This is a genomic window from Pedobacter sp. NJ-S-72 (assembly GCF_053890575.1).
On record NZ_CM132681.1, the window covers coordinates 1332993 to 1358858 of the forward strand.

General features: G+C 38.0%; 31 protein-coding genes and 3 pseudogenes. 22 read left to right on the forward strand and 12 right to left on the reverse strand.

What is annotated here, in order from left to right; translation table 11 throughout:
• Positions 1–58 precede the first annotated feature (58 nt).
• The gene (locus ACWYN3_RS08855; RefSeq protein WP_456220824.1) at positions 59–751 is read right to left on the reverse strand and encodes an alpha/beta fold hydrolase; all 693 of its coding nucleotides are present in this window, start codon (positions 749–751) and stop codon (positions 59–61) included.
• Between the two features lie 76 nt (positions 752–827).
• Between ACWYN3_RS08855 and ACWYN3_RS08860 the strand changes: the two genes are divergently transcribed.
• From ACWYN3_RS08860 to ACWYN3_RS08870, 3 genes are all read left to right on the forward strand, one after another.
• Positions 828–974 (forward strand): DUF6892 domain-containing protein, encoded by a 147-nt coding sequence (locus tag ACWYN3_RS08860; RefSeq protein ID WP_456222936.1) that lies wholly within the window; start codon positions 828–830, stop codon positions 972–974.
• Positions 975–1339: 365 nt separating this feature from the next.
• Entirely contained in the window at positions 1340–3487 is a 2148-nt protein-coding gene (locus tag ACWYN3_RS08865; protein WP_456220825.1) for a hypothetical protein, read from the forward strand.
• Positions 3488–3534: 47 nt separating this feature from the next.
• Positions 3535–3771, forward strand: coding sequence for a hypothetical protein (locus ACWYN3_RS08870; protein ID WP_456220826.1), 237 nt, complete (start codon positions 3535–3537; stop codon positions 3769–3771).
• Between the two features lie 258 nt (positions 3772–4029).
• Here ACWYN3_RS08870 and ACWYN3_RS08875 read toward each other — a convergent pair whose 3' ends face one another.
• Both ACWYN3_RS08875 and ACWYN3_RS08880 read right to left on the reverse strand, forming a co-directional pair.
• Complete coding sequence (locus tag ACWYN3_RS08875) at positions 4030–4305, reverse strand: hypothetical protein (RefSeq protein WP_456220827.1); 276 nt, start codon at positions 4303–4305, stop codon at positions 4030–4032.
• 17 nt (positions 4306–4322) lie between these two features.
• Positions 4323–4655, reverse strand: coding sequence for a flavin reductase (locus ACWYN3_RS08880; RefSeq protein WP_456220828.1), 333 nt, complete (start codon positions 4653–4655; stop codon positions 4323–4325).
• Positions 4656–4865: 210 nt separating this feature from the next.
• On the opposite strand from ACWYN3_RS08880, the gene ACWYN3_RS08885 reads away from it, so the two are divergent.
• The 16 genes and pseudogenes from ACWYN3_RS08885 to ACWYN3_RS08960 all read left to right on the forward strand — a co-directional run bounded on the left by ACWYN3_RS08885 (position 4866) and on the right by ACWYN3_RS08960 (position 17608).
• Entirely contained in the window at positions 4866–5417 is a 552-nt protein-coding gene (locus ACWYN3_RS08885) for an NAD(P)/FAD-dependent oxidoreductase (RefSeq protein ID WP_456220829.1), read from the forward strand.
• A complete protein-coding gene (locus ACWYN3_RS08890) occupies positions 5317–5871 on the forward strand; it encodes an NAD(P)/FAD-dependent oxidoreductase (protein WP_456220830.1) in 555 nt (184 codons plus the stop codon). The genes ACWYN3_RS08885 and ACWYN3_RS08890 overlap by 101 nt, the downstream gene beginning before the upstream one ends.
• A gap of 296 nt (positions 5872–6167) precedes the next feature.
• Positions 6168–6890: a polyprenyl synthetase family protein gene (locus tag ACWYN3_RS08895; RefSeq protein ID WP_456220831.1), complete on the forward strand. Its 723-nt coding sequence runs from the start codon at positions 6168–6170 to the stop codon at positions 6888–6890.
• A gap of 50 nt (positions 6891–6940) precedes the next feature.
• Positions 6941–7138, forward strand: a complete 198-nt coding sequence (locus ACWYN3_RS08900; protein WP_456220832.1) for a hypothetical protein — start codon at positions 6941–6943, stop codon at positions 7136–7138.
• 18 nt (positions 7139–7156) lie between these two features.
• Positions 7157–9103, forward strand: a complete 1947-nt coding sequence (gene ispG, locus ACWYN3_RS08905; protein WP_456220833.1) for a (E)-4-hydroxy-3-methylbut-2-enyl-diphosphate synthase — start codon at positions 7157–7159, stop codon at positions 9101–9103.
• A 48-nt stretch (positions 9104–9151) separates the two neighbouring features.
• Positions 9152–11098, forward strand: a complete 1947-nt coding sequence (gene dxs, locus ACWYN3_RS08910; protein WP_456220834.1) for a 1-deoxy-D-xylulose-5-phosphate synthase — start codon at positions 9152–9154, stop codon at positions 11096–11098.
• Positions 11085–11384, forward strand: a complete 300-nt coding sequence (locus tag ACWYN3_RS08915; protein ID WP_456220835.1) for a hypothetical protein — start codon at positions 11085–11087, stop codon at positions 11382–11384. Before dxs ends, ACWYN3_RS08915 begins: the two co-directional genes overlap by 14 nt.
• Entirely contained in the window at positions 11381–11896 is a 516-nt protein-coding gene (locus ACWYN3_RS08920) for a hypothetical protein (RefSeq protein WP_456220836.1), read from the forward strand. Before ACWYN3_RS08915 ends, ACWYN3_RS08920 begins: the two co-directional genes overlap by 4 nt.
• Before the next feature lie 31 nt (positions 11897–11927).
• The gene (locus ACWYN3_RS08925; RefSeq protein ID WP_456220837.1) at positions 11928–12323 is read left to right on the forward strand and encodes a hypothetical protein; all 396 of its coding nucleotides are present in this window, start codon (positions 11928–11930) and stop codon (positions 12321–12323) included.
• A gap of 29 nt (positions 12324–12352) precedes the next feature.
• Entirely contained in the window at positions 12353–12847 is a 495-nt protein-coding gene (locus ACWYN3_RS08930; protein ID WP_456220838.1) for a hypothetical protein, read from the forward strand.
• 4 nt (positions 12848–12851) lie between these two features.
• Positions 12852–13534: pseudogene (locus tag ACWYN3_RS08935) on the forward strand (hypothetical protein).
• A 17-nt stretch (positions 13535–13551) separates the two neighbouring features.
• A complete protein-coding gene (locus ACWYN3_RS08940) occupies positions 13552–14544 on the forward strand; it encodes a terpene synthase family protein (protein ID WP_456220839.1) in 993 nt (330 codons plus the stop codon).
• A gap of 18 nt (positions 14545–14562) precedes the next feature.
• Positions 14563–15591 (forward strand): terpene synthase family protein, encoded by a 1029-nt coding sequence (locus ACWYN3_RS08945; protein WP_456220840.1) that lies wholly within the window; start codon positions 14563–14565, stop codon positions 15589–15591.
• Between the two features lie 72 nt (positions 15592–15663).
• The gene (locus ACWYN3_RS08950) at positions 15664–15852 is read left to right on the forward strand and encodes a hypothetical protein (protein WP_456220841.1); all 189 of its coding nucleotides are present in this window, start codon (positions 15664–15666) and stop codon (positions 15850–15852) included.
• A complete protein-coding gene (gene bla, locus ACWYN3_RS08955; protein ID WP_456220842.1) occupies positions 15836–16582 on the forward strand; it encodes a class A beta-lactamase in 747 nt (248 codons plus the stop codon). Before ACWYN3_RS08950 ends, bla begins: the two co-directional genes overlap by 17 nt.
• An 18-nt stretch (positions 16583–16600) precedes the next feature.
• Positions 16601–17608 carry a hypothetical protein gene (locus ACWYN3_RS08960; RefSeq protein WP_456220843.1) on the forward strand — a complete coding sequence of 336 codons (1008 nt, stop codon included), beginning with the start codon at positions 16601–16603 and terminating at the stop codon, positions 17606–17608.
• Between the two features lie 53 nt (positions 17609–17661).
• Here the strand turns inward: ACWYN3_RS08960 and ACWYN3_RS08965 are convergent, their stop codons facing one another.
• Both ACWYN3_RS08965 and ACWYN3_RS08970 read right to left on the reverse strand, forming a co-directional pair.
• Positions 17662–17799: a hypothetical protein gene (locus ACWYN3_RS08965; protein ID WP_456220844.1), complete on the reverse strand. Its 138-nt coding sequence runs from the start codon at positions 17797–17799 to the stop codon at positions 17662–17664.
• A gap of 2 nt (positions 17800–17801) precedes the next feature.
• Positions 17802–18233, reverse strand: coding sequence for a hypothetical protein (locus tag ACWYN3_RS08970; RefSeq protein WP_456220845.1), 432 nt, complete (start codon positions 18231–18233; stop codon positions 17802–17804).
• 345 nt (positions 18234–18578) lie between these two features.
• Between ACWYN3_RS08970 and ACWYN3_RS08975 the strand changes: the two genes are divergently transcribed.
• The gene (locus tag ACWYN3_RS08975; protein WP_456220846.1) at positions 18579–19364 is read left to right on the forward strand and encodes a DUF418 domain-containing protein; all 786 of its coding nucleotides are present in this window, start codon (positions 18579–18581) and stop codon (positions 19362–19364) included.
• A 38-nt stretch (positions 19365–19402) separates the two neighbouring features.
• Positions 19403–19756, forward strand: coding sequence for a DUF418 domain-containing protein (locus ACWYN3_RS08980; RefSeq protein ID WP_456222937.1), 354 nt, complete (start codon positions 19403–19405; stop codon positions 19754–19756).
• Positions 19757–19875: 119 nt separating this feature from the next.
• Here ACWYN3_RS08980 and ACWYN3_RS08985 read toward each other — a convergent pair.
• Positions 19876–20286 (reverse strand): annotated as a pseudogene (locus tag ACWYN3_RS08985) (MBL fold metallo-hydrolase); the annotation flags it as partial.
• Positions 20287–20702: 416 nt separating this feature from the next.
• Between ACWYN3_RS08985 and ACWYN3_RS08990 the strand changes: the two are divergent.
• Positions 20703–21042 (forward strand): annotated as a pseudogene (locus tag ACWYN3_RS08990) (nuclear transport factor 2 family protein).
• A 99-nt stretch (positions 21043–21141) separates the two neighbouring features.
• On the opposite strand, the gene ACWYN3_RS08995 reads toward ACWYN3_RS08990, so the two are convergent.
• The 6 genes from ACWYN3_RS08995 to ACWYN3_RS09020 form a co-directional block, all read right to left on the reverse strand.
• Positions 21142–21798 carry an outer membrane beta-barrel family protein gene (locus ACWYN3_RS08995; RefSeq protein ID WP_456220847.1) on the reverse strand — a complete coding sequence of 219 codons (657 nt, stop codon included), beginning with the start codon at positions 21796–21798 and terminating at the stop codon, positions 21142–21144.
• A 35-nt stretch (positions 21799–21833) separates the two neighbouring features.
• Positions 21834–23312 (reverse strand): outer membrane beta-barrel protein, encoded by a 1479-nt coding sequence (locus ACWYN3_RS09000; RefSeq protein ID WP_456220848.1) that lies wholly within the window; start codon positions 23310–23312, stop codon positions 21834–21836.
• Between the two features lie 41 nt (positions 23313–23353).
• On the reverse strand, positions 23354–23515 hold the full coding sequence (locus ACWYN3_RS09005; RefSeq protein ID WP_456220849.1) for a hypothetical protein: 162 nt from the start codon (positions 23513–23515) through the stop codon (positions 23354–23356).
• 119 nt (positions 23516–23634) lie between these two features.
• Positions 23635–24363, reverse strand: a complete 729-nt coding sequence (locus tag ACWYN3_RS09010; RefSeq protein ID WP_456220850.1) for a sensor histidine kinase — start codon at positions 24361–24363, stop codon at positions 23635–23637.
• Positions 24341–24916 (reverse strand): hypothetical protein, encoded by a 576-nt coding sequence (locus ACWYN3_RS09015; protein ID WP_456220851.1) that lies wholly within the window; start codon positions 24914–24916, stop codon positions 24341–24343. Before ACWYN3_RS09015 ends, ACWYN3_RS09010 begins: the two co-directional genes overlap by 23 nt.
• Positions 24913–25590, reverse strand: coding sequence for a response regulator transcription factor (locus ACWYN3_RS09020; RefSeq protein ID WP_456220852.1), 678 nt, complete (start codon positions 25588–25590; stop codon positions 24913–24915). The genes ACWYN3_RS09015 and ACWYN3_RS09020 overlap by 4 nt, the downstream gene beginning before the upstream one ends.
• Positions 25591–25866 lie beyond the last annotated feature (276 nt).

Here is a 25866-nt window from a genome sequence, read left to right on the forward strand (position 1 = left end):
TAAAAAAAACCGTCTTAGATTACTACCTAAGACGGTTTTTTTTCAGCCATGTTATATTTTAAACTGCTTGTGCAGCTTCTAAAATTAACGCAATTACTTCTTCCTGATGAGAAGCCAGCGACGTATGCCACGCATCCAAATGAACGATTTTCTTTGCATTAATATGTTCAGCCATTTCCTTTTCTGTTTCTGGTGGAATCATGTTATCACGATCAGATACCTGGTATCTGATCGGCTTGGTTTTCCATGCCGGTGTACCTGTTTGATCAGAAAATCCGTTACTATGTATTGGTTTTTGAGATAAAGCCATTACCAACGCTTCTTCTGCATCCAGATCCTCACAGAAAGACTTGTGGAACTCATCATACCTAATCCATAAAAATTCTTTGGCATTCGGGTGGATACCTGCACCACCTTTAGGTGCTTCTCTTCTTGCAAATATGCCACCCAGGCTATCACCTTCATCAGGGGCAAAAGCGGCAATAAATACTAAACCAACCACTTTTTCATGGTTACCAGTTCCTATGATTACCGCTCCGCTATAAGAATGGCCAACCAGCAGTACTTTTCCTTCCTGTGCATCAATTAAATCTTTGGTTTTGGTAATATCATCCGCCAAAGAAGTCAATGGGTTTTGAACTGCTCTTACTTTGTATCCTTCTTTGGTTAAAGCAGGAATTATGTGTTTCCAATGTGATCCATCACCCCATGCTCCATGAACAAGGATAATAGTTAAATCTTTGTTTACCATTTTGTTCGTTTTTATTGTTGTTTTATAGGTTACATTCCATGTAAGAGCATGTTTTTATAACAGGTACCTCAATAAAATTGGTGAATATGACACTTTCAATATCAAATCATTCAAAGATGCAGAACAATTCAAAAATCTGAAATCAATGATATTATTCTACGATACAGATCCAAAAGAGAGGGCTTACCTAAAACAACTTGGAATCGAAGTAAAAGACCTCTAAGTATGTCTTTTTAGAATATTCATATGAGCTTTTAGGGTAACGCTCCATTTCAAAACCTATTTTCTTTACACTAAGAAAATAAAGGTTGTTTGCTATGGCCGTGATACGTAAAAAGGGCATCGCTTTTTTTTTTTTTTAAATATATTAAGCCAAACAACGCTCTTTGTTTCGTGTAATATTATATTTGCCGCTCAATTGAGCCTTTATATTAGCATAGTAACATATTTCAGCTCACAGGATAAACAGAATATGACAACAATACAAGACTTACAATCCCTTTATGATCAGGGTGATTTCTCAAAATGCCTTGAATCTTTGAGCACTTTTCTTTTGGTTAATCATGATAGCATTGCATTGAAGCCTTATTGCTCAAAGCTAAATGTGAATACCAGATCGCAAATCAAAACCCTAACCAGGACCGAAACAACAATTCGTCATTCACAACTGCTTATAATAGTTTTGAACATGCCTTAAAATTGCAGCCTACAAACGAAGAAGCGATGCTGTATGCAGCGTATATCAACATCTTTATTACACAAATTAATTTACAGGAGGCCAAGGTTTACTGCGATATCCTTATCCTGTCAGAAAATGAAGATACCAGGTTAAAAACGATCGGTTATCGCCGCCACGTTAATTTTACTCTGGGAAATATGGATCTTGTTCTGGAAGATATAGAACTGATGATTGCACATTATAAGGCATTGTATCCTGATAACAGAAGCTTCCTTGACAAGGAATTAAGTATGCTTTATCTGGAAAAAACTAACATCTATCTATGGCATAAAGAAGATGCTGCGCAGGTCTTTCACACCTTCAATGAAAGTAAGGCATATCCGCATAATAATTATCTAACCAATAACGCAGTTGCACTTCTTGCCTTAGATCATCAGCAATTTGAGCTGGCTGGGGAAGCTGCTTTGATGGCTTTTGATCACAGTGAAGAGCCAAATCAGGAATTGATTGATTTATATCACAGAATCCATGATCTAAGTAGAAAAGGTAAATTGAGTAAGGTTTTAGCACATACCTTATTATTAGCGCTAAGAAGGTTTTCTGAGCCTTTGGGAGCCGATGTTATGGAAATTTTAAGTCTTTCACTTGATTATATTAAAGTCTATCCGGATTGGGATGTCCCTTACTACTTTGCAGGTTCGTTTTTGTTTGATGAGGAGAAATACGAAGAGGCTTTACCTTATTTGAAAAAGAGTCTGGACCGGGGAGGAATGGCGCGTGGACTGCGACGCTATATTGATGCAAGCTACCGCATAACCGGACAGTTACCAAATATTGAATCTTTGCCTATTGATTCACCTGGAGCTTATTATGCTGCAGGCTGTGATTTTTATTATGAATCTATTGCAAAGATCTGGACTGAAGAGCTGGCTGAGGAGTTACAGGAAATTAAAATCAAGTTTTATGAGGTTTCTTATCAGGGTTTTCATGAATATTTCTACAATAATGTTGGTGAAAGTCTGGCCAATGACACCCACACTTTTGCGATGTGCTGTAATAATTATGGTATAGCACTTACTGAGATTGGGGATTTTGAAAAAGCAGCTGTGGTACATGCGATTGGGTATTCTCTTTCTCCTTTTTGGGAACAGCTGAATAGTTGGGGTGCTGCACTTAAAGGGTTGGAGAAATATGAAGAGGCTATAGAAATATTTCAGGTAGCTGCAAACTATAGCGTTCAATATCTGTCCTTTTCTAACTATTTAAGGATCAAATCTGAGATATTAGATATGACCTATAAATTAGATCGAACCGATGACGCTTATGAACTTTTAGAAGCTGTAACTGACGAATATGATTCTTTTCTGGATACGAATAAAGATGAGCTGACAGAAAATGAGCTGTTTGAATTGAGTGAGCAATATATCATCATACAGAATGTCAGACATGATATATTAAGTAAAGGAAGCCCGGAAGACGCTATCAAAGCGTGGCAGAATGAGCTGGTTAAGAACCCGGATGATAATTCTGCATGGTTTATGCTGATGCAGGAATATTACCAGATCAAAGATTACAGCCAGTGTATTGCTTGTGCGGATAATTATCAGGCAGTCAAAAAAGAGGCTATACAAGCTACTTCACGTTGCAAAATCCATTATATGCGTGGATTATCTTATATGAACCTGAGGAATTATGAGAAAGCAATAGAAGATTTGAAAGCTTTAATCGAACCACTCAAAGTAGTTTATCCTAATGATGAGTACGAATTGAGCAGAGCTTATCTTCATCTCTCTGATTGTTATTTTACACTAAAAAAATGGGACAATTGTAATGAAGTGGCTTACCAGGCTATATTGTGCTATATCAGGAATGACTGGAGCTGGGATGATGAGCTGTTGAAAGTGAAACTACAATATGCGGATGCCTTACATATAACCGGCTCTAAAGATGAGGCACTGGAAAATGTAAACAATATTCTGGAAGCCTATCCAGCTAATGAAGAAGCTCTTAAAAGGAAAAAGGAGTGGAAAAAAGGATTATTTTCATTTTTCAAGTAAAAAAATTGTATTTATAATCTATCAGGAATTGGAGATTAGAAATTTTGATGAAGAAACTGCAATCTGTAATATTCAGAATAATTATTTTGAAGGAGGGGGCTGGCGCAGCAGTCGGTGTTGGCGAAACTCATGTTAATTATTCAGATTGTGCTATTAATCCAATTGAAAAATGGGTTGAAACTCTTGACCAGTTAAAAGCGGTTCAGGCAGAAAATACAAAACTTTACGAGCGGTTATTACAAAGTGAAAAAGAAAAGAATGAGCTGTTAAAGACAGGTCGATAATCTGGCGTGAAAGGATCAGAATAAATTAACATTTTGATCTGGTAAAGCTCTCACTGAAAAAGAAGAAGGTTATTACGATTTTTCTTAAACAACAAGATCTAATAGAGTGCTAGTCTGTAACAAAAAATGCTATCAATATGGGTAGCATTTTTTGTTCAGCCAAGTAAAAGGAAATCATTAATATTCTAACTCACCAATTTTTCGGGATTTAATAAGTTGATGACTGTTAAATAGTATTTTAGCCCATATTTCTAGTTATTATACTTCTGCTCTAAAATTTTTACCCATTTCTTCACCAAGTGCATAATAATGCCTGAAATTATATATAAGTGGCGACCATGCTGATGGATTAATATAATTTTGATTGATTACTAAATTTTCATATACCCTGACATTGATCACTTTGACCTGCACAGCAGCGATTAAGGGAGTTCCATCAACACCAGACTCTATGATATAATGATTTTGTAAAACACATTCTAATTGCATAGGGCAATTAGCTAAAGCTGGCGGGGTAACCATTTCAGCATCCATTGGCGAAAAATCTCCCGCTAAAACTTATCTGCCTCATATCTATATTGTCCTCTTTTACTTTCCGGTACGGGATTTAATCCTGTTAAATTGGAAATCTTTTCAATGTTTTGATATAGATCAGCAGACGGTAAATTGACTACACATTCTTTATTTTCAATGATATTTTGATAGGTTTTACTATCACAGCCAAGCCCCAGTAGTAAATTGTAACCTAGAGCCCAAACGGAAGATATGGGGCCTATATTGGGCTTTCCATCTTTATCAATGGTCGTAATTAGTGCTACTGGAGTACCAAAATAAAGTATTTTGGGTTGTATAGTCGAAAAAGCAGGTGTATCTGTCTTGTACATAATAAAATAAGTTTACTTACCACAAAAATCTGACATTCCAGCTATATATAGTTCAATCTAAACTGAACTATACGCTAACGCTATTGTGTTCATCTTTTGTTCAGAATTTAAATCATCAAGTCAGAACATAACACATTGACAATGAATACACTGAATGATATAAAGAAATTACACATTCTTTATCTTCAATAAATTTAACTCAAATATTATATGATTTCTACAGATTTAGCCATAATCGGGGCAGGCCCCGTAGGCTTGTTCGCGATTTTTGAAGCAGGTTTACTCAAAATGCGTTGTCACTTAATTGATTATTTACCTCAGGTTGGAGGTCAGCTTTCTGAAATATATCCTAAAAAACCAATTTATGATATACCAGGGTATTCAAGCATATTAGCACAACAGCTAGTTGAAAACTTAGTAGAGCAGGCAAAGCCATTCCATCCAGGTTATACATTGGGAGAGCGTATTGAAAGTCTTGAAAAACGGGGAGAAGGTGATTTTGTGCTGACTACTAATATGGGTACTGTTATTAAAGCAAAAGCCGTGGTAATTGCAGGGGGGCTGGGTTGTTTTGAACCCAGGAAACCAGTTGTATCGGGTTTGGAGCAGTTTGAGAATGGGGGCGGGATAAACTACATGATTCTTGATCCTGAACAATATAATGGAAAAAGAATGGGTAATTGCTGGTGGCGGGGATTCTGCATTAGACTGGACAATTTTCCTGTCAGATATAGTAGAAGAACTTACCCTTGTTCATCGTAGTGAAAATTTCAGGGGGACTCCCGATTCAGTCAATAAAGTAATGGAGCTTGCCGAAAGTGGAAAAATAAATCTGGCTCTGAATAGTAACCTGCATGCTGTATCAGGTTATCCAAGACTGGAAAATGTAGAACTTATTCATAACAACAGCAAGAAAATTACCAGTATTGCAACTGACCACCTCATCCCGCTTTTTGGTTTAAGCCCAAAATTGGGTCCTCTTGAAACCTGGAACCTGAATATTAATAAAAGCGCAATTGAAGTAAATACAGATGATTATTCTACGAATATTCCAGGAATTTATGCGATAGGTGACATCAATACCTATCCAAACAAATTGAAGCTGATTCTCTGTGGTTTCCACGAAGCCGCATTGATGAGCCACAGTGCTTACCAGTATATAAACCCCGGCGTTAAAATACACAATGAAGTACACAACTGTCAATGGTATAGTTGAATTCTAATGACCGTGAATAAATTGAATAACGCCGTTCATAGCAATAAATTTAACAATAAAGACTTAATTTAACCAGTGGTAACATTGTGTTCCTGTATTAATTAAGGCCTATTTAAAAAAAAAAAAAAATAAATAAGGAATATAATGAATAGATAGATCTGATATACAGTGCTTTATATTTGATATAATTTATAGTTATTAATTCATTACCACTATAATTAAGAAACATTCTTATTAAAAATGGCAATTGTGATTAGAACATAAAGAGAATCTCATCTATACCTAATGTTAAGCATATGTTCTCATTCACAGAAATCTATGAACGCTATCAAGAGGAAGCCAATCTGATAGAATTCCCTGCACATCCGCAAAAACTTTACGGATCAATCACTTATTTCATGAACAATCCAGGCAAGAAAATAAGACCTGTTCTGTGCCTGATGAGCAACGAGCTATTTAGCGAAATCCATAGTGATTCCTACATAGTTGCCAATGCGGTCGAGTTATTTCACAACTTCTCACTGATCCACGATGATATCATGGATCATTCCACACTGCGCAGGGGAAGACCAACTTTACACATTAAATATGGCGAGAATACAGCAATATTAGCCGGAGATATGTTACTCATTCACGCCTATATGCAGCTTAATAAAGTAGCTATTGATTATCGCGGACAGGTGATGAATTTGTTCTCTGACATGGCCAGCAAAGTATGTGAAGGACAACAAATGGATATCGATTTTGAAGACCGGGAAATTGAGACTTTGAGCTATACTGAATATATTAAAATGATTACTTTCAAGACCTCTGTATTATTGGGTACTTCTGCGCGGATTGGAGCTCTTATCGGTGGGGCAGATATACAGCAGCAAAATGATATCTATGATTTTGGAGAGAATATAGGAATTGCCTTCCAGATACATGATGATTTTCTGGATGCTTTTGGTCAGGTTTCCAAACCGGAAAACAGGTTGGGCTCGATATACTTGAAAACAAAAAGACGGCACTTCTTTTAAAAGCTTTTGAACTTGCAGATCCGCTTCAGAAAACGTATTTAAAAGAAGCAATGGCCAGAACTGGTGAAGATAGAATTGAGGCAGTTATAGGTCTTTACAAGGATCTGAATATTGATCAATGGGCCAGCAGCGCTATATTCGACTACACTGAGATTGCTTTTAAAAGTCTTGATAGAATAGATATCCCGGTCTACAAAAAGGAAAAGCTAAGTGAATTAGCCAATTCTCTCCTCGTTCGTCAATCCTAAAATTAGCTGCATAATCCTATGAGCCTTAATATTCAAGATTTGGTTGTCGGTATCCCCGACAGATTATCAACCGTGGCTGTTAAAGCCGGTAGTTTAATGATTGGGAGTTCTTTTCCTATCAGATTACAAACCATGACCACTACTGATACCATGGATACCATTGCAACTGTCAATCAGGTTATTCAATGTGCTGATGCAGGGGCAGATTTAGTACGGATCACAGCTCCCGGTCTCCATGATGCAGAGAACCTGTTAAATATTCAACGGAATTTACACAAAAGCAGATGTTTTGTGCCTTTGGTGGCAGATATTCATTTTACACCAAATGCAGCTGAAGCCGCAGCCCGAATTGTAGAAAAGGTAAGGATCAATCCCGGAAATTACGCTGATAAGAAGAAATTTGAAACAATTGTCTATAACGATGATACCTATCAAAGTGAATTGGAACGAATCCGTAACAGATTTGTGCCTCTGGTAAAAATCTGTAAAGAATATGGCACAGCCCTTCGGATAGGTACAAATCATGGATCTTTAAGCGATAGAATCATGAGCCGGTATGGCGATTCGCCTATTGGTATGGTAGAGAGCGCAATGGAATTTTTGCGGATAGCTGAGGATCTCAATTTTTACAATATTGTACTAAGCATGAAGTCCAGTAATCCACTTGTTATGGTTGATGCTTACTATTTGCTTGTTCAAAACATGCAGAAGGAACTTAAGAACTGTTATCCACTGCATCTGGGTGTTACCGAGGCCGGAGATAGTGAACAGGGACGCATTAAATCGGCAATTGGAATAGGCACTTTACTGGAAAATGGTATAGGAGATACGATAAGGGTATCTCTTACAGAGCCTCCTGAATTGGAACTCCCTGTTTGCCGCAGTATTGTGAACAGATATACTTCCAAAAAAGGGTTAAAAACTGCTGAGAGTGGAAATTATTCAAATCATGGTTTCAGGAGTGACAGAGTTCAGTCAACTAAGATTTTTAATATCGGGGGCGATGCGCTGCCAGTAGTAGTTGCCGATTTTTCAGGGATTGATAACATCAGTCCAAATAACCTGATAGCAGCAGGATATTTATATGATGTGCCTACCGACAAATGGACTATCGGCAATGCTGCTGCAGATTATATTTTTGTAAATGACCCGTTAATTTTTTCTCCTCCCGGAATGATAGGCATGATCATCTCTGCCAGTAAATGGGAAAAACTTCCTGAGCAAACACAGTATTTCCCGCTTTTCACTTTAGAGGATTATAAATCCAGCAGGAAGATTTCGGATAGAATGAACATGGTTCTGGTAAGCAATCAGGAAGTTAATTCATTTGTAAACGATCTCAACGAACTGCAGAAAAGGAATGTTGTATTGGTTATCCGCCCTGATGAAACTACTAGTACCAGAACCAGTCTGACACAGCTAAATTACCTGGAAACCAATAGACAAAGGATTCCATGTATTTTTCAGTGTTACCCGGATGATCGCAGTACTGATGATTTGATAGTTGCTTATGCCGCCTATGCAGGCAGTATAATCTTAAATGGATGGAAAGATGGAATCTGGTTGATTCCTCCTGCTGAAACTGATCAATTTGATAATTTACCTGCAATACTAAATCATATAGCTTTTGGTATTTTACAGGTTACCCGAATCAGGATTTCGGGGACAGAGTATATTTCCTGCCCATCTTGCGGCCGTACATTATTTGACCTGCAAACCACTACAGAAAAGGTTCGGATGGCAACCAATCATCTCAAAGGACTGAAAATTGCCATTATGGGATGCATTGTAAATGGCCCCGGTGAAATGGCAGATGCTGATTTTGGATATGTTGGCAGTGGTCCCGGAAAAATATCATTGTATAAAGGAAAAGAAGTCATCAGAAGAAATGTGAATAGTGAAGTTGCTGTTGATACACTTGTTGACCTTATTAAAGAATTTGGGCTATGGGCAGATCCTCCATGAGCTGTATTTAGCAATACTTCTACATTCCCCTAACTAACCTCTTTTACCATGAAAAATATTGAATTCCCACTGTTAGACCAGATCAATTTTCCTGCCGATTTACGGAAAATCAATTTAGCACAGCTTCCGCAGTTATGTGAAGAGCTGAGAGCATTTATTGTTGACACAGTAAGCCTGAATGGGGGCCATTTTGGCGCCAGTTTAGGGGTAGTTGAGTTAACAGCAGCATTGCATTATGTAATGAATACTCCATATGATCAATTGGTATGGGATGTTGGCCATCAGGCCTACGGACATAAAATACTCACTGGCAGGAAGTCCAGTTTTCATACGAACAGAAAACATAAGGGAATCAGCGGGTTTCCGCGTCGTAATGAAAGTGAATATGATACTTTCGGAACTGGGCATTCTTCTACGTCTATTTCGGCCGCATTAGGAATGGCACTGGCAGCAAAACATAAAGGACAGTACGACAAACAACATATTGCGGTCATAGGCGATGGTGCTATAACTGCCGGAATGGCCTTTGAAGCGCTGAATCATGCAGGGATTTCAAATACTAATTTAATAGTGATCCTGAATGATAATTGTATGTCTATTGATCCTAATGTAGGCGCATTAAAGGAATACCTGACGCATCTGACCCTTTCAAAAACGTATAATAAAATAAGACGAAAGGTTGGACATACACTGGATAAAATACCAGTAGTTGGTGAGATTTCTAAAGATATTTTAAATCATGCAAAAGCAGGTTTGAAAAGCGCACTGGCAGAACATGCTAATTTCTTTGAAGCATTAAACATGAGATATTTTGGGCCGGTTGATGGTCATGATGTCTTAAAACTGGCAGATATGCTGGAGGATCTGAAGCATATTCCAGGGCCAAAATTACTGCATGTTGTGACCACAAAAGGGAAGGGATTTCTACCAGCTGAAGAAGAAAAAACCTTATGGCATTTCCCCGGGCTCTTTGATAAAGTAACAGGTGAAATCCATAAAAAACCATCTACGGAACCGCAGCCACCTAAGTATCAGGATGTTTTTGGACATACGATTATTGAACTGGCAGAATTAAATGATAAAATAGTAGGCATAACCCCGGCAATGCTATCAGGGTCATCACTAAAGTTTATGATGGAAAAGATGCCTGAGCGCACCTTTGATGTAGGTATTTGTGAACAGCATGCCGTGACCTTATCTGCCGGACTGGCAACACAGGGGTTAAAAGTTTTTTGCAATATCTATTCTTCTTTTATGCAAAGAGGTTATGATCAGCTAATACATGATGTAGTCCTGCAAAAATTACCGGTTATCTTTTGCTTAGACAGGGGAGGTCTGGTTGGAGAAGATGGAGCTACGCACCATGGTATTTATGATATTGCTTATTCACGTTGTCTGCCAGATGTAATCATCAGCTCTCCAATGAACGAATCTGAATTGAGAAATTTAATGTACACCGCCCAGCTGGACCAGATCGATCAGCCTTTTATTATCCGGTATCCCAGAGGACAAGGTGTGATGCCAAATTGGAGAACACCAGTTGAGGAAATTGAGATTGGGACTGGCAGGACGATCAGGGAAGGAACAGATATTGCCATTCTTACTTTCGGACATCCGGGGAATTTTGCTAATGAGGCTTGCGATCAGCTGGAAAAAGAAGGTCTTAATCCCGGGCATTTTGACATGAGATTCGTGAAACCTCTGGATAAAAATCTACTTCACCATATTTTCAATAATTATACGCATGTCATTACGGTAGAAGATGGCTGCAGGATCGGAGGTCTGGGCAGTGCTGTTGCAGAATTTATGGCTGAACATAAATACCAGGCCTCTGTACATATACTTGGCGTACCTGATCGCATTGTTGAACATGGCAAAGCAGATGAATTGTATATGGAATGCGCTTATGATAAACAGGGAATAATAACTGCTGTCAGAGAAATTATTGGAGAAAAGGTTTTAACCACAAAACTCTGGAATCATGAAAGCTTTTAAGATACCAGGAATTTACAAAAGCGGGTTTATTACTTCGATCAAAAAAGAGCGGCAGGAAAAGGATCGTTTGAAAAGAGATTTTATGCCGTCGGTACTTGATTTTGGCAAAGTCAGGATTAACCTTGCGCGTCACTTTGGTTTCTGCTATGGGGTAGAAAATGCCATAGAAATCGCTTATACAGCTATTGAAGAAAATCCGGGTAAAAGGATCTTTTTATTGAGTGAAATCATTCACACAATTCGCATGTTAATGCCGCTTTACATGAAAATGGTGTCAGGTTTATGATGGATACTGCCGGTAACCAGCTTATTCCATGGGAAGAAATTACGGAAGAAGATGTGATTATTATTCCTGCTTTTGGAACCACCATTGAAATGGAGTCTATGCTAAAAAACAAGGGTATAAAACAGATCTATTATAAAAGTAAATGCCCTTTTGTTGAAAAAGTATGGACCAGGGTCTCTCAAATTGCAGCTAACGATTACACTGTAATTGTCCATGGAAAACCAGACCATGAAGAAACGCGGGCAACCTTTTCACACAGCAAAAATGTTGCACCATCGATGATCATTAAGGATATGGAGGAAGCTTTATTGCTTGCCGATTTTATCATGAACAGAAGGCATGCTGCCGATTTTAAAGAAGTATTCAAAGGCAGGCATTCTGAGGGGTTTGATGTAGAACAGGATTTAATCAGGATTGGAGTAGTTAATCAAACTACATTATTAGCTAGTGTGACACACACAGGAAATTGCGGATTTTTTATTACAGACGATACGAAAAAAATACAGTCTTAATGAGGGTAATGTAGCTGATCATTTCGCAAACATGAAAGATACACTCTGCTATGCCACTAATGATAATCAAGGGGCTGTGATTAGCATGCTAGCTGAAGAAGCAGATCTGGCGATTGTTGTGGGGGGCTATAACAGCTCTAATACCTCACATCTGGTTGAATTATGTGAGGTGAAGTTACCGACTTACTTTATATCATCAGCTCATAGTATGGTGTCTTATACTGAGATTAATCATTGGGATATTCATACCAGGGAGTTAAAGACTACTTTTTCCTACCTGCCAGCTAAAGATCCCGTGGTGATTCATTTAACCAGTGGTGCGTCGTGCCCGGATATTCTGATCGAAAATATAATTATGAAACTGCTTTCCTTCTATAATTTGTCAATCGACACTTTACAGACTGAGAGCGCTATTAATGACAATTAACAGGAGCTATTCACCCTAATTAATGCATTATGCCTGATTTAATAAGAGTTGCCATTTTTGGATCAACAGGATCCATTGGAGTCCAGACGCTGGATGTGATCAGACAGCATCCTGATCGGTTTAAGGTAACTATTCTCACTGCTTATGACAATGCGGATTTACTGATCCGGCAGGCAGAAGAGTTTAAACCAGACTTCGTTGTGATTGGCAGAGAAGAAAAATACAACGAGGTAAAAGAAGCTTTGTCTGCTACCAAAGTCGCGGTTGCTGCTGGTTTGCCTGCACTTGAAGAGGCTGCTGAAATGGATATCTACGACATTATGATTGCTGCCATTGTTGGGTATGCGGGTTTAAAACCAACCTTAAAAGCTGTTGAGCTAGGTAGAAAAATTGGATTGGCTAACAAAGAAACGTTAGTAGTTGCCGGAGAATTAATTACCAGAACCGTGCGTATCAGCGGTGCTGCGATATTACCTGTAGACTCTGAACATTCGGCAATTTTCCAATGTCAATGTCTGGGGTGAACAGTTGAATAAAGTTGAAAAGCTAATTCTTACCGCTTCGGGAGGGCCATTCAGGGGTAAGAAAATGAGTGATATGGAAAAGATCAGCGTAAGTGACGCATTACGACATCCAAACTGGTCAATGGGGGCAAAAGTAACCATTGATTCAGCTTCCTTAATGAACAAAGGGCTGGAAATGATAGAAGCAAAATGGCTTTTTGATGTGCTGCCTGATCAGATTGAAGCAGTTATACATCCACAAAGCATTATCCACAGCATGGTACAATTTGAAGATGGCTGTATCAAAGCACAAATGGGCATACCGGATATGCGGTTACCTATTCAATACGCGTTGTCCTATCCGCAAAGGATAACGGGACATTTTCCACGTTTCGATTTTGAAGATTATTCTCAACTAAGCTTTGAAAAGATTGACGGTGAAACATTCAGGAATTTCTCACTCGCTAAAGCGGCTTTGCTTAGCGGCGGAAATATCCCTTGCATTTTAAATGCACCAATGAAATAGCGGTAGCTGCATTTTTGAACCAGGAGATTGGGTTTCTTCAAATGAGTGACCTCATTGAAAGTACGATTTCAAAGCTGCCATTTATAGAAACATTATCTCTGGATGATTATATCGCATGTGACATGGAGGCCAGACAGGTAGCCTCATCATTGATAAAAAAAAGTCCTGCATTGAGTTTGTAAATTAAAAGAATTATATAATGAACACTAAAATTCTATCGCAATTTCATTATCCATTCCCGATGTTGAAGAATCCTTCGGCCGATGCCCTACAAGAGATTACGGATAATCAATGGATTGATGGGGAGTATCTCTGGCTGTATAGGGATGATCCTGATACCAGGCAGAAATACAAAAGAACAAAGACTGCTCATATTGCTTCTCAATGGTTTCCGACAGCTAGTGCTGAGCAGATGAAACCCATTTGCAGGTTCATGTTGTGGACGCTCTATAACGATGATAAGTACGAGGAGGGAACACCTGAGGAAGTTCGTATCATCCATGAACGTTCGATAGCTGTACTTAGAGGCGATCTGACTGCCGAAGAATCGAAAATTCCTTTAGGGGGTTTACTTGCTTCTTTGAGGACAGAACTGCTGGAGTTTATCTCCGTAGAATCTTTGCAGCGTTTTATTGGTGCTTTGGTCAAGTATTTTAATGGTTTAGAGCAGGAGTTAGTCTATAAAAGCAAAAAGATATTCCCAAGCATAGAAGACTGTATTGCTATACGTGAAGACTCCTTATGTCTGTTTCCATTTTTGGAGCTGGCAGATGTGGAGACTAAATTGTCTTTGCCGGATGAAATACATAATCACCCTGTGATGCAAAGGCTTAGAGCGCTGGCAAGCCGGATGATGGTGTATTACAATGAAGTTCAGTCTATTATTAAGGATGAAGCGACTGACAGTATTTATTACAACGTGGTAAAAGTAATCCAGTATAATCAGAATATTTCATTGGAAGATGCCTGTCTGGAAGATCTGCGTATTCATAATGAGGCGCTGGAAGAATTTCTACAACTGCAAAAGTCGTTGCCAGATTTTGGCAGCTGGCAGGATACAGTTGTCAACCGGGTGCATTATATCAGCATGACATTAAGCGGCTGGAAAAATGTATCTGCTAAAATGGAAAGGTATAACTCATTAAATGGATTTCCATCTGCGCAAAAAGTGAAATCAGTGATTAATAACTAAAATTTTAAAAACCGATATATGAAAGATGAATTAATAGTTCCAAAATGTTATTATCCGTGGCCTACTGTTCAGAGTCCAATCGCCACCGCATTTGATATAGAAGAAATTGACTGGTATGATAATGACTATCCTTTTATTTCTCAAGAGGGAATAAAAAGGTGTAAAAAGCAGAAACTCTCGCAGGTAGCAACCTTTATGAACCCTACTTGTGATAGCATTGAGCGTATGCGTCCCTGTGCACGGTTGATGATGTATATTACGCTTTTTGATGATTATTTTGGAGTCACACCTGTAAAAGAATTAAAGTCTATAGCAGACAGGGTTTATGAGGTGATGCTTGGCGATGATCCACGCCCGGATGAAATTGGGATACTCCGGCAGATGGCACAGGCCAGAAAAGAGTGGATAATAAACGGAATGCCTCAATTCTATATAGAACGTGTTTCTCTCAATTTTTTTTATGAGTTTATAGTATATGGAATGATGGAAGAAGCACCATTTAAACTGGCTAAAAAGAGAACTTATCCTTTACTTGCTCATTATTTCACTTTCAGACAGTATTCTATTGGAATGTGGCCATATGGAGATTTGATAGATGCGGCTACCAACTTCGCATTACCCGTACATATATATAACCATCCGGTTATTCAGCGTTGCAGAGAGCTTTTGTCATTTATTATTGTGATTCAAAATGATTTTGCTTCACTGAAAAAAGAACTTGAAATAGAAGCTGAATGTTTGAATATTGTGTTCATTCTACGTAACCAGTATAAGCTATCTTACCAGGAAGCCTGTAATGAAGGTATGAGAATTCATGATGAATATGCAAAAGAGCTGGATGATCTGCATGCCTCACTACCAGATTTTAGTCCTTATCAAAAGGAAACTTATGATCATGTATATCATATTAAATTACAAATAAGCGGCTGCGCAAACTGGTATTATAATTCAGGGACAAAACGTTATGAAACCAAAGGATTTATAGTACCGAAATACGGGAGAGAAGGAGATGGGATTATCATTCAACATAGCATTTTTACAGAGTAACCATAAAGTCCCTGTTAACAGTTTGCTGGCAGGGATTTTTACCTAACCAATAATTCTCCGTTAATTTGCAGCATGACAAAATCCAGAAATCTTAAGTTTATCTTTATAGCATTACTGCTTATACCACAAGTTATTTTCGCTCAGCAAAACAAATCCATCTTACAACTACAGGAAAGGATTAAACATATTATTGATACCGCCGGAGGGAAAATTGGCGTAGGTGTACAAGGAATAGATTTTAAAGGTGGTTTTTGTCATTAACGGAGACCACGGTTACCCAATGATGAGCGTTTTCAAATTCCCGCTTGCCTTTGCCGTATTGCACAAGGTGGATAAAGGAGACCTCAAACTTAGTCAAAAGTTCCATATGCCTAAAGAAACGCTGGACACAAATACCTGGAGCCCTATGGTGAAAGATTTCCCTAATCAGGATCTAGATATGACCTTAGCAGATCTGCTAACATATACCGTTTCAAAAAGTGATAATAATGCCTGTGATTTTCTATATACGAAGATAGCCGGCAGTCCGGCAGCAGTCAATAAATATCTTCATGATGCAGGTGTAAAAGATATTTCTATAGTCTATACAGAAGGAGAGATGGAAAAGGATTGGGCATTACAATATAAAAACTGGTGTAAACCTGCTGCCTCACTACAATTACTTCAACTTTTACATGATCAGAAATTGCTTTCTAAATCGAGCAATGATTTTCTGATTCAGATTATGAGAGAATTACCAGATTGGGGTAAAAGAATAACAGTTCTTTTACCACCTGAAACTGAGTTAATTCATAAAACTGGTTATTCAGGTGTAAACAAACAAGGTATGATAGGTGCTCTCAATGATATTGGTATCGTGACTTTGCCAAACGGTAAACATCTCGCGATTTCAGTCTTCGTTTCAGATTTTAAATCCCCGAATCAAAGAGGTATCAATGTAATTGCTGCAATTTCTAAAGAAATCTGGGATTATTACACCGCAAAGGGTTAACCGAACGTTAATAGTTAAATGATGAATCCAAAATTTAGAATTAAGAAGTTATTAGTGATATTTGCCCTGTTTTATGCTCATCATACCAATGCCCAACAAAGCAAACAAGAGAAATTCAAACATGATTTAGTAAGTATTCAACGTTATAAGGAAGTCTATAAACCGACACAGGAGACCGCAAAACATGCCATGTATTTAGCATTTGATATGCTTCTTGAAAATGTATCTGACCGGACTTTGGCTTCCAGCAATTTTCACTTAAATCCAACCAGAGAAAGATACTTTCCGCTAATGGCTTTTAACCTCAAAGGCGTAAAAAGTATAAAAACAGTAGAGCCAAATGGTTTGTTCAGCAGCTTAAATCTGGAATTTGACAAGGAAGGCCATTTAATAAAGTTCATTACGAAGGCATTCAAACAGGCCTTATCTGACAGGTATTCATATAACATATCTTATAAAGATAACGCCCCATTTAAAATCACCTCCAATGAAAAGGGTAGTAGTGGCATTGAATTTCATTATACAAGAGACACAGTTATTGTAATTACAAATTCAACATTAGCCATACATAAATTGTATGATGATTTTTTGCTAAACACCAAAACATATTCATTATCTGAAGGATCAATGGAGAGTGAAAATTTAGTTTTTGATAATACAAGCCTGGTTAAACAAAACAATGGAGGTATACAGCTATTTGCTAATATGGAAGGAGAACCCTATTATACTGCAAGTTCAACAAAATGGCATTTGCCATTTACCAGAAGAACCTACCAAATGAAGGACTATTCAAAAGTATTTAAATTTAAAGATGTATATACGAATGATGCAGAGGGGAATTTGGTTTTAGAAAACATCCGTAATATTTATGACAAAGAAACAAAGGCTGACGTTGTTTATAAAATGAAAGACGGACGGCCTGTATCAATTTCATATGTTAGAAAATTCAAATCCAGCAAAGGGTACGTGGAAGCAACTGATTTTGGTTCCGGATCTGTTAAGGTCATTTATGAATATTTTGACTAGTTTAATATAAAAAGCCCAGATAGATTGTCCTGGGCTTTTTATCCATATATAATCTATAAAGACTTAAAGGAGTATATAATTTTTTCCGCAGCTTTAGCTCCATTAACAGCATTTACCGGATAAGCAACAATAATTCTTTGTATTCGTTTATCCTTACCTTCAAGATAAGCTGCCAGAATCTGCATATCCACGGCTAATGCCTTTGTGCTGAATTTATAAACTTTTGCAGGATACGAATGATAATTGTATCAATTACAACGGTCGTTTCTTTGGCATCTTTTTTCTGCTGACTATAAAAATCAAAGTTATAATCAGTGCACCCTTTTAGACCATATGGAAATTTATCTAGTGTACCTTCATTTTTTCTTCGTTTTTCGTAGGCTTCTTTTTTAATGGTTTCCCCTTTTATTATGAATGATTTGGTTTCATCCTTACCTTCGTAAGAATACCAGGCTTCTTCTGGTGCCATTTCTGTAATACCTGTGGGCACTTTAATTTCATATTCATTTTTCACAGTCACTGTCTCAAAAGGACTATCCATGTCTATTGATGTACTCACCATATTATTACAGGAAACAAAAAACAGAGTAGCTAACATTGTAATCCCAGGGACTAATTTCTTCATTTTATATAATTTAATTAAAAGACGAAAGATAAGATTAAACTGTGACTAAAAATTCTTATTGTGATAATGTTTGGAATAAGGTTCTTAATTCATTTATTTTATCAGAAAAATATTAAATGTGGAAATCATTAGAATAGCTGGGATTAAAGATTTGCAACAGGTTTTGAATCTGGATCATATGGGTAGCATCAATAGCAGATCAGAACTGGTTAAAGAACATATCCAAAATGAAAATTGCCTGGTTCATGAGTTTAAAAATCAACTTCAGGGGTACCTATGCTTTGGCAACTCCTTTTTTGAACAAAATTTTATTGAGTTAATTATTGTATATATTTAAATGAAAATATGGAACCCATAGCTTTACAACCTATTCCTGCAACTAACCGTACTGTCATCATAGACATTTTACGTGGCTGGGCCATTATTGGCGTTGTCAGTGGAAATTATGATTATTTTGCCAAGGCTGGAAATAAAATTCAGCATGCACCAAATATTATTTCTACTATCCTCCAATATTTTATTACTTATGTAGTGACGGCCAAGTCATGGACCATGCTTAGTGTGCTGTTTGGTTATGGTTTTGCTTTAGTGATGAATAATGTTGCGGCTAAAGGCAAGAATCCAGAATCGTTCTTTTGCCGGCGAATGTTCTGGTTGCTGGTACTGGCTTTTATCAATTCTGCCTTCTGGTTTGGTGATATTCTAAAGGATTATGCCTTTTTAGGATTTATCTTACTGCTGTTCCATAAGCAATCTGCTAAAACAGCCCTGAGGGTCGCTTCTGCGCTCGTACTGCTAGTACCTTTTGTTGCGGCTTATATAGCACATTTGAAACTATATAACTACGATGAAGCAAAAACTCATTTTATGCACTTATACTATAGCCATAACTGGATAGATATTTTCGTGATGAACCTTAAAGGGACGTACTATAGTGAAATGATCAACCCTGGTTATGCAATTAACGTACATATGATTATGCTGGCTTGCATGCTCCTCGGCTTTGCTGCTCAGCGGATAGATCTTTTTAACCGTCTGACGGAATTTAAAAAGCAATTGAAAATCGTATTTTATTCCACACTCATATTTTCCATCGTGTCCAATGTAGCAGATTTTTCATCAAAAAAGTAAATCCGGATTTCTATGACTGGTTTAAGCCTTCTTCCTGGATTGTCCTAAGTACCATGATCTGTATTTTATGTGGTATTTGCTGGCTGTATGTGAACGGAAAAATGCAGCGCTTTTTTACTGGTTTGCAGGCCATGGGCAAAATGACGCTTACTAATTACATGATGCAAAGTATACTGGCCACTTTTATTTTTTTAAATGTAGGTTTAGGTATATTCAATACAATGCCATACTGGTTTTATATATTTATAGCCCTGCTGATTTTCAGCATCCAGATAGGCTTTAGTAAATGGTGGTTAATCCATTATAATTATGGGCCAGTGGAATGGATATGGCGGCAGCTCAGCTATGGAAAGAGGCTTCCCATCCGTAAAAAAGATGAGGCTATATCATAATCCAGCCATCACTAAGAGTTTAATCCTTATTCCAAATAATTGAAACTATGACCCAGCTTTCGCTGCTGCCGCTCCACCCCAAAGCGAACCTGGATTGGCACGATCTCCATGGAGTTCCATCATTCTATCGAAGTATCTCCGGCAACGACAAGCCCTATGGACGGAACATGCAGGCTCGTAGATAGAGCTGTGTCAGTATCAACCAGTACCAACTTGTGGCCTTCTAATTCAATAAAATTTTCTTCCATTGGTTCTGGTATCGGGATATTTTCAGGAAGCTGACCTGGAAAGCGCGAGGCCCAGAAACTCTTAAAAAAAGCAGGATCAAGTTCACGACGCATGTGCTCAACGATGTCCGGCCTTGCTACTGCCCGCGCTTGAGGAAATCGTTGTTGGAGCAACCCAACGCCAAAGAAATGATCACCATGGCCATGGGTCACATATATCGTAGTTAGGTTCTTACTGCTGGCCACGACCCAGTCCACCAGCGCCTGCGAGGCTTCGGCGGTAAGAAAAGTGTCGACCAGTACTGCGTCACGATCGCCCTAGATAAGTGTTGATGAATTAGGGACCCAGGCCAGGGACTCATAGCCTGCCTGATGGCAATTCCCGGTTGAGACCAGGGCGCTTGGTGACAAACACCGAATACTGCAACATCCCATTTTCTGTGGACTTAAAATCCGCTTCTTGCATGTTATTTTTCATAGCTTTTCTAATTTTAATATCTATCGAACTTCCAGGCGGCAGGTTTGTTTCTATTTCTTATTAAATCTATACATTTTTCAACAATAAGCGTCCTGTGAATATCCCCATTATCAATGTTAACTCATTGCAATAATACTTCTTATGACAATGGAAAACCTTGCAGATCAATATTATATTCTACCTTACCATTATTAACTAACCCCTTAAAAACAAAACTATGGTAGCAGAAGAAATCCAATTAATGCTTAAAGATTACTTTGATGTAATTTACACACAAGAGCTTACGAAATTTGACCAGGTATTTCATCCTGGATCAGTACTATATACATCGCAGGATAACAATGTGGTTGTACATCCAATAGCAGAATACAGGGAAATTGTAAAGGAGAAAGTCTCCGCAAGAACTAGGTTCTCCACGCAAGGATGAGGTATTAATGATAGATGTGCTATCGGATGAAATCGCATTCGCTAAAGTACGTTTACGCTTAAATGAGAATATAATGGTGGATTACCTTAATCTTCTAAAGGTTGATGGTAAATGGACAATTGCTGCAAAGTTTTATCATCGTGCAGAAAAATAAAATAATATCATAAAAAAGGCGTCCAGATCATCTCCGAAAATCAGATATGATCTGGATGCCTTTTTCAATTAACCAAATGATATGTTTAGCAAAGCACACTTAAAATTTATAGCTATAACCAACTCTGAATACCTGGGTTTCATAATAGTCTGTACTTCTCATTCGAAAGCCATTGCCTGTAATATCTTTTTGGATATTTAGTGTATTGAATACATCAGTAGCATTTAAGAACAATTCACCAGCCCCTTTTTGTATCGTTTTTTTAATCCCCAGATCTACTGAATATCTTGAACTGATTTTGCCCTGTGGGATAATATCCGGAGCTAAATACGTACCTGTAAGCTGTGCTTCAATCTTGTTTGGAAGATGAAACAGGCCATTAATCTTCAGGTTTCCTGAAATTAGCTTTTGCAGCTCAGCATTGTAAATCACGGGCACAGGATATTTATTCTCTACCTGAAATGCATTGATGATATTTTGATACACGTTCGCATTCGCATTCACGGAAAGCCATTGTGCTAAATCCTGTTTCACAATTACTTCAATACCTGAATTATAGCTTCTTCCTGCGTTCTGAAATACATTATAAATCAGTGTACTACCCGGTACTTGTGTGGCTATCCGGGTGATCGTTCCATCGGTAATCCGGTGATACAGTGCACTATAAAAATAACCTTTGTCCCAATTGTTTTTATAACCCAATTCCAGGCTGCTTGTAAACTGCGGACGTAAAGCCGGATTTCCAACTTTAATCACCTCTGGTTCATCGTATTTAGGAAAAATCCGAATATCTACTTCGTTCGCGGGTCTACCCGGCGGTTGTAAAACATAGAAATCTTATTCTTATCATCTAGTTTATAGGCTACTCTTAAGTTAGGGAATGGCCTTGCATAATCATATCCTTCACTTTTATAAGTATTATGGTTCGGGTTAACCTTATAATCTACTTTCACGTATTCGACTCTTAAACCAGCTTCGAGTTCGAACTTATTACTTTCATAAACGTAGTTGCCATATAGTGCAGGAATAGTCTCACTATAATCTGCCCATCCACCTGCATTCACGTCAATAGGGGAGTTCAGTCCCGGAAAGAACTGCATATTTACAGGAATAGTTCTTCTGCGGAACTTTAATCCACCTTCAATTCTCCCATGTTTTAATGGACGTAAATAATCGATGTTTAGATCTGCAACTTGCTCATCAGACAACAATTTAAAAGAATCTTCTCCTGTATAGGCCGGCATAATATTGGTGAAGAAATACTTTTCATCTTCCCGGTGGAAAGTGTAATTAAAACTAGCGTTTAAGGTATGGCCATGGCCAGGTTGCTTAAAGTTATGCTGATAAATGGCTGAAGCGGATGCAGTATACTTCACCTCGTCTTCTAAAAACTGCCATAATCTGCTGCGTACAGTAAGATCTTGATTGAAGTAAGGAATATCGCCGTGATCGGTAATCTTTTCTCTGTTGAAAAGTCCGGAAACGGTTAATGTATTATGGTCATCTATGTTCCAGTCTAAACCCGTTTTTGCTGTAGCAAAAGTAGTGGTCCGGTTTCTTTTAACTTGTTGTCTGATAGTTTCACCGGTATCATAAGTCCTTTCGGCAAATTCGTTTCTGTTTAATGTCTGGGTATATAACCAGTCACCCTGAAAAAAGGTATTGATTTTATTTTTACGGTAATTTAAGGATAGAGAAGGATTGATCTTAGGTGTGTTCTGATATTGCCGCCGGATACCCGGCAGATTTTCTTTCTTTTGCCCTAACGCACCTAATCCGGTAGTAAACCCAACTTTCCCGTTAAACCCTTCCTGTTTGTTCTTTTTGTAGATGATATTGATAATCCCTGCATTACCATTAGCATCAAATTTTGAGGATGGATTATTGATGATTTCGATTCTTTCAATGGCTGATGCCGGGATATTGTCTAACCCGGTCTGACCTCCAAACCCGGTAATTGCAGTTTGTTTCCCGTCAATGAGAATGGAAACTTTATCACTGCCTCTTAATTCCAGTTTCCCGTCTTGTGTAGTTGATACGCCCGGCAGGTTTTTCATCACTTGTAAGACTGAACCGCCTCCCTGGCTCATATTATCGGCAACGGAAAAGGTCTTTTTATCCATTTTATTGCTGATTCCGGTAGTTTGCTGACCAGAAATCTTCACTTCATTCAATGTATTTGCATCTTCATCGAGTTCAACATGACCAAGGTCAAGAAAAGCACTCAGACTCCCTGCAAGGATTGGCAGGTTCTTAGTTTTATAGCCCATATAAGAAACGGTCAGTATATAGTTCCCACTGTTCAGATCAGCTAAGCTAATTTAAACCGTCCATCTGAGTCACTTACTGTTCCGCTAACAAAAGTGCTGTCTTTTGTTGTTTTAAGCTGAAGATTTCCGAAAGGAATAGTGGTCTTGGTTCTGGAATCTCTGATCGTACCGGAAAGGGTAACTTTGGTAATTTCTTGTGCCAATCCCCAAAAGGGTAAAAATAGAAATAGTATTAAAATGTGTTTGGTCTGCATCATCATATTTTACTTTGTGTGTTGTTGATTACAAAGGTTCTATATGAATTAGGAGAAAAATGGGATTTTTAAAAGTTGATGGTAAAAACGTGCTGATTATGCGTAAAGCTGTAACTAATCTGCCATTGGTAAAGATCACAAACCTGTTTGATAATAGCGAGTCCTAATCCACTGCCGGGTGTATCTGCAGATGTTGTACTAAATCTTCTGAATAACTTATCTGCATCTAAAGTATGAATGCCGGTATTCATGATCTTGAGCTGATGCCCGCTTAATTCTACACTGATCTTTTGATGATGGCTATTATGCCTGATTGCATTAATTAAAAGATTATTGATTAGCACTTCAACCAGTACAGGATTAGCTTCAATTTTAACTGCGGGCTGTATGGTTTTTTCAAGAGTTAATTCTTTCTGTTCAAGGTGTTCTTTGAATATATCGATCATGTCTGTCAAGAGCACTGACAGCACTATAGGCTCATGATCTGTAAACTGATGATTTTCGATCCTGGCCAGGAGTAACAAATTCTTATTGATCCGGGAAACTCTTGTGAGGGCCGTATTTGCACTTTCTACAATGGCATACTGCTCATCAGTTAGTGCAGCATGCTGGAATAACAGGTCTAGTTTGGATTGGACTATAGCTAATGGGGTCTGTAATTCGTGTGATACATTTTCCGTAAATTCTTTCTGTTGTTTGTAGATGTTCACATTCCTTGTCAGCAGTCTGCTCAGACTATCATTTAATTCATTAAACTCTTGTGTGTCGCTGGGTTTAAAGGAAAACCTCCTGATCATTATTCAGTTTGAAATTTTTCAGTATATCCAACGTGACATAGAAGGGTTTCCAGATTCTTACAGATATCCTTTTGATCAGGAATATAAATCCGCCTATGAGCAGCAGAAAGAAGAAAATAGCGGCCAGTGAAATAGCCATCACTGTTTCATCTGCTTCTTCCATATTGGTTTCTATGAGCAGACGGTAATGTTTATTGTTAATCTTAACGCTGGTAGAAAGACTGCGAAACTGTTCTCTGTCCTGCAAAAAGTCATCAAAACGAATAGAAGTATACGCGCTGTCTTTGATCACGGCATCTGTAGGATGTGGTGTGAGCACAAATCCTGGTTCTATTTCATTCCAGATTTTTATAGTTTGTTCAATAGTGCTGTCTGCCAGGTTCAGCTTTGCAAGTCTTGACTCTATCTTATCACGAAGCACATATTGATGTTTATCAAGTTCGTTTACCCAGATACGGTCTACGATAAAGTAATATGCCGGAATACTCAATAAAAGTACAACCAGGGCATAGATACCTAGCGGTTTCAGGCTTTTATTTAATAACCTATTCATATTTCCCATTTATATCCGGTTCCATAAACTGATTTCAAGTAGTTACCGCAGCCGTTATCGCTGAGTTTCTTTTTTAAGTTTTTAATGTGCGAATAGACGAAATCGTGATTATCCAGCATATCTGCAATATCCCCTGAAAGATGTTCTGCCAGTGCATTTTTAGAGATGACACGGTTTTGGTTTCCGATGAAGTAGAGGAGCAGGGCATATTCTTTTTTAGTCAGGGTAACCGGGGAATCATTTACCTGAACTGTTTTTGCTAAAATATTGATTTGCAATTCGTTTTGCTGAACGATATTAGAGTTGGTAAATTGTTTCCTTCGGATCACTGAAAACACTCTCGCGGAAAGTTCAGATAGGTGGAAGGGTTTGGCAAGATAATCGTCTGCACCAATTTGAAGACCTTTTATTCTATCATTCAACGAGTTTTTCGCTGAGATGATAATAATGACTCCGTCTTGCTTATTTTGTCTTTTTATTTCTTCTAAAATTTGCATTCCATCGCCACCTGGCAACATCAGATCAAGCAGAATACAATCGTATTCGTAGAGGTTGATTTTGTCTATAGCCTGGCTGAAGTTTTCGGCACACTCACAAATGTAATTTTCTCCGGAAAGATAGGCAGATACGCTTACTGCAAGTTCTGCCTCATCTTCTATGATCAATATCTTCATTGTACGAATATACTACAGCAATTCTGGATTCTTTTTGGAGAACATGATCAATTATTTTTTCACCATTTCAAAAGGTTCGGGATCTATTGAAGTCATTTATGAATATTTTGACTAGTTCAATTAGAATTCAGCTCTATCGTTTATTTTATAAAACATTGCTCCTGCAGCTATTGGAAATGCATACTCTCCTAATAAACGTAATGAAAACGTATTTGTTATTTTTCCGAAAATTAGCGTTGAAGCATATTGGAAACAAAAATATATAGACGCGGTTGC